General features: G+C 74.7%; 4 protein-coding genes. 3 read left to right on the plus strand and 1 reads right to left on the minus strand.

The genetic code is table 11. The features are described 5' to 3' along the window. Positions 1 to 115: 115 nt before the first annotated feature. Complete coding sequence (locus tag ACIBW9_RS02065; RefSeq protein WP_389070748.1) at positions 116 to 649, minus strand: PadR family transcriptional regulator; 534 nt, start codon at positions 647 to 649, stop codon at positions 116 to 118. 175 nt (positions 650 to 824) lie between these two features. On the opposite strand from ACIBW9_RS02065, the gene ACIBW9_RS02070 reads away from it, so the two are divergent. From ACIBW9_RS02070 to ACIBW9_RS02080, 3 genes are all read left to right on the plus strand, one after another. Continuing rightward, entirely contained in the window at positions 825 to 1,055 is a 231-nt protein-coding gene (locus ACIBW9_RS02070; RefSeq protein ID WP_390698482.1) for a hypothetical protein, read from the plus strand. Next, complete coding sequence (gene malQ / locus ACIBW9_RS02075; protein ID WP_398950294.1) at positions 1,056 to 3,143, plus strand: 4-alpha-glucanotransferase; 2,088 nt, start codon at positions 1,056 to 1,058, stop codon at positions 3,141 to 3,143. A 70-nt stretch (positions 3,144 to 3,213) separates the two neighbouring features. Continuing rightward, the gene (locus ACIBW9_RS02080; protein ID WP_398950296.1) at positions 3,214 to 3,465 is read left to right on the plus strand and encodes a hypothetical protein; all 252 of its coding nucleotides are present in this window, start codon (positions 3,214 to 3,216) and stop codon (positions 3,463 to 3,465) included. Positions 3,466 to 3,622: the final 157 nt, after the last annotated feature.

A 3,622-nucleotide genomic window follows, 5' to 3' on the forward strand; every position in this document is an offset into this window, starting at 1 on the left:
ACCTCCGCGGTCAGGGTGGTGAGCCGGGCCGCCGTCGTGGTCATCCAGCGGAGGTCGGCGTCGAGATGGTTGAGGGCGTAGTCCGCCGAGAGCACGTCTGGGCTGTCCCCGTTGCTCATGCTGCGTCTACCTCCGCGGTCAGGGTGGTGAGCCGGGCCGCCGTCGTGGTCATCCAGCGGAGGTCGGCGTCGAGATGGTTGAGGGCGTAGTCCGCCGAGAGCACGGTCGCGAGATCGGCGCCGGGCGCCGTCTTGACCGCCGTGAGCTCCCGCATCCGTTGCATGTGGGCGGCGCGCTGGGCGGCCAGATACGCCTCCGCGTCGCCGCCGGAGAGGATCGAGACGACGACCTTGGCGAAGATCTCGTTCGTCACGAAGGGGGCCGGCGGGGCGATCTCCCCGGCCCAGGCGGCCAGTTCGCGCGCCCCCTCGTCGGTCGAGCGGTACGTCGTCCGTTCCGGGCCGCCGTCCGAGTCGGTGCCCTCGACCTCCGCGAGGCCGTCCCGGACCAGGCGCTGCAGGGTCGTGTAGACCTGCCCGTAGGCCAGTGGACGGGCCTGCGGGAAACGTTCGTCGTGCCGTCGCTTCAGGTCGTAGCCATGGCTCGGCCCCGAAGCGAGCAGCCCCAGCAGGATGTGGCGGGTGCTCATGGCGATCATTATGCACTCGCTACATGTACTGAGTGAATAGTGATCCCTGTGCTGCTTCGAAGTTGACGCAGAATGTGAGGAGAGGCACGTAGTCCCTTTCGGTACGTCTGCCGCCGCGTCCGGTGGGTAGGGCTGCGTTAACCCGCAACTCGCCGTACCCGACAAGGAGGCCCCCGTGGCCGCACCGGCTTACCCCCTCTCCAAACCCGTGGCGCAGCTGCCGTCCCTCGATCCCGAGCCGCATTTCTGCGTCTTCAGTGCGGAGGGCGCCTGCGCCGAGACCCCGCTGACCAGCGAACCGCCACTGCCCGAGGCCGAGCCCCTCACCAGTGAGCCGCCGCTCGCCGACGCCGCGCCCCTGACCAGCGAGGCGGTGGCCCCCGAGCCGGATGCCCCGAGGCTCTAGGTGACGGCGCAGGGGCCGGCCGGCCCGCCCTCCGAGGAGCTGTCCCGGCTCGCCGCACTGCACGGCGTCGCCACCTCCTACAGCCCCTCCCCGGACAGCACGGTCGCGGCCTCCGCCACCGCGGTCACCCTCACCCTCGCCGCCCTCGGCATCGATGCGAGCACCAACGACACGACCCGCGCCGCGCTCGCCGCCCGGGAGCGGGAGCTCGGCGAACGGCTGCTGCCGCCCACGGTGGTCCTGTGGAGCGGGGCCACCTCCTCCGCCCTCGAAGCCCTCCCGGCCGGCACCCGGCTCAGCATCGAGACCGAGCAGGGCGAGACGCGGGCCTCCGCCGAGGAGCTCCCGCCCGGAGTCCACCGGTTGACGGCCACCGCGCCCGACGGCCGCAGCGCCGAGGCCCACCTCGTCGTCGCCCCGCCCCGGCTGCCCACGCCCGCCGCACGCTCGTACGGCCTGCTCGTCCAGCTCTACTCCCTGCTCTCGCGGCGCTCCTGGGGCATGGGCGACCTCGGTGACCTCGCCGAGCTGACCGCCTGGGCCGGACGGGCGCTCGGCGCGGGATTCCTTCAGGTCAACCCGCTGCACGCGGCCGTGCCCGGCGCCCCCACCGACCCCTCCCCGTACCGCCCCTCCTCCCGCCGCTTCCCCGACCCCGTGCACCTGCGGGTCGAGGACATCCCCGAGTACGCCCACGTCGAGGACCGGGAGCGGGTCCGCGCGCTTCTCGGGCGCGCCGCGCAACTGCGCGAAGCCGTGCTGGAGAAGGGCGCGCTGATCGACCGGGACGCCGTGTGGGAGCTCAAGCGGGAGGCGCTGGAGCTGATCCGCGAGGTGGAGCTCGGGCCCGGCCGGCGCGCGGCGTACGTCGACTTCCTCGCCGAGCAGGGCCAGGCCCTGGAGGACCACGCCACCTGGTACGCCCTCGCCGAGGTGCACGGCTCCGACTGGAGCCGCTGGCCCGCCGCGCTGCAGGACCCGCGCTCGGCCGAGACGGCCCGCGCCCGCGGTGAGCTGATGGACCGCGTGGACTTCCACTCCCGCCTCGCCTGGCTCACCGACGCCCAGCTCACCGACGCCCAGCGCGCCGCGCGCGAGGCCGGAATGCCGGTGGGGATCGTGCACGACCTGGCGGTCGGGGTGCACCCCGGCGGCGCCGACGCCTGGGCGCAGCAGGAGTACTTCGCCGCCGGGATGTCCGTGGGCGCCCCGCCGGACGCCTTCAACGCGCGCGGCCAGGACTGGGGCCTGCCGCCCTGGCGACCGGACCGCCTCGCCGAGTCCGGCTATGCGCCGTACCGCCGACTGCTGAAGGCCCTCTTCCGGTACGCCGGCGCCCTGCGCATCGACCACGTCATGGGCCTGTTCCGGCTCTGGTGGGTGCCGCAGGGGCAGCCGCCCACGGAGGGCACCTACGTCCGCTACGACGCCGAGGCCATGCTCGCGATCCTCGTGCTGGAGGCCTCGCGCGCCGGGGCGGTCGTCATCGGCGAGGACCTGGGCACGGTCGAGCCGGGGGTGCGGGAGACGCTGCGCGAGCGCGGGGTGCTCGGCACCTCGGTGCTGTGGTTCGAGCGGGACTGGGAGGGCGACGGACAGCCACTGCCGCCCGAGGCCTGGCGCGCCGACTGCCTCGCCACCGCCACCACCCACGACCTGCCGCCCACGGCCGCCCGCCTCACCGGCGAACACGTCGAACTCCGCGACCGCCTCGGCCTGTTGGCCCGCCCGCTGGAGGAGGAGCGCACGGAGGCGGCCAACGACACGGGGGAGTGGCTGGGCCTGCTCGCCCGCCTCGGCCTGCTGCACGGCACGGGCGGCGCGCACGGCGTGTCGGAGGAGGAGGCCGAGATCCAGGCGGTCCACCGCTTCCTGCTGCGCACCCCGTCCCGCATGATCGGCGTCTGGCTCCCCGACACGGTCGGCGACCGCCGCCCGCAGAACCTCCCCGGCACCTGGGACCAGTACCCGAACTGGCGGCTGCCGATCGCGGACGCGGAGGGCCGCCCGGTGACGCTGGAGGAGCTGGCCGGCTCGCCGCGACTGCATGCGCTGATCGACGTACTGCGGACGGTACGGCCGGGGTGAGGGCCGGGCCGATCCCGTAGGGCACCCCCCGAACGAGCGACGCCAATCGTCGTTCGATACGTTTGACAACGTGGACAAGAAGAACGCCCTGCGCGCCGGCGCCCTGGCCGCCGGTACGACGCTGATGATGCTGCTCATGTCGTCCCCCGCCTCCGCGCTGATCCGCGACGACGGCGACGACCCCGGCAAGGGCCTGAGCGTCGGCGAGACGCTGGGCCTCTACGTCCTGGCCCCCCTGGCCCTGTTCGCGGTCATCGCGGGCCTGGTGATGGCGCTGGACAAGTCCAAGGACCGCCAGCCGAAGGCCAAGGCGAAGGCCTGACCTCACGTTTCCCGGGGGGGGGGGGGGGGGGGGGGGGGGGGGGGGGGGGGGGGCCCCCCCCCCGGGGGGGGGGGGGGCCGGGGGGGCCGCGGGGGGGGGCGCGGGGGGGGGCGGGGCCGGGGGGGGGGGGGGGGGGGGGGGGGGGGGGGGCCCCACG

Origin of the sequence: Streptomyces sp. NPDC049541 (genome assembly GCF_044465725.1) — a bacterium.
Classification (GTDB): domain Bacteria; phylum Actinomycetota; class Actinomycetes; order Streptomycetales; family Streptomycetaceae; genus Streptomyces.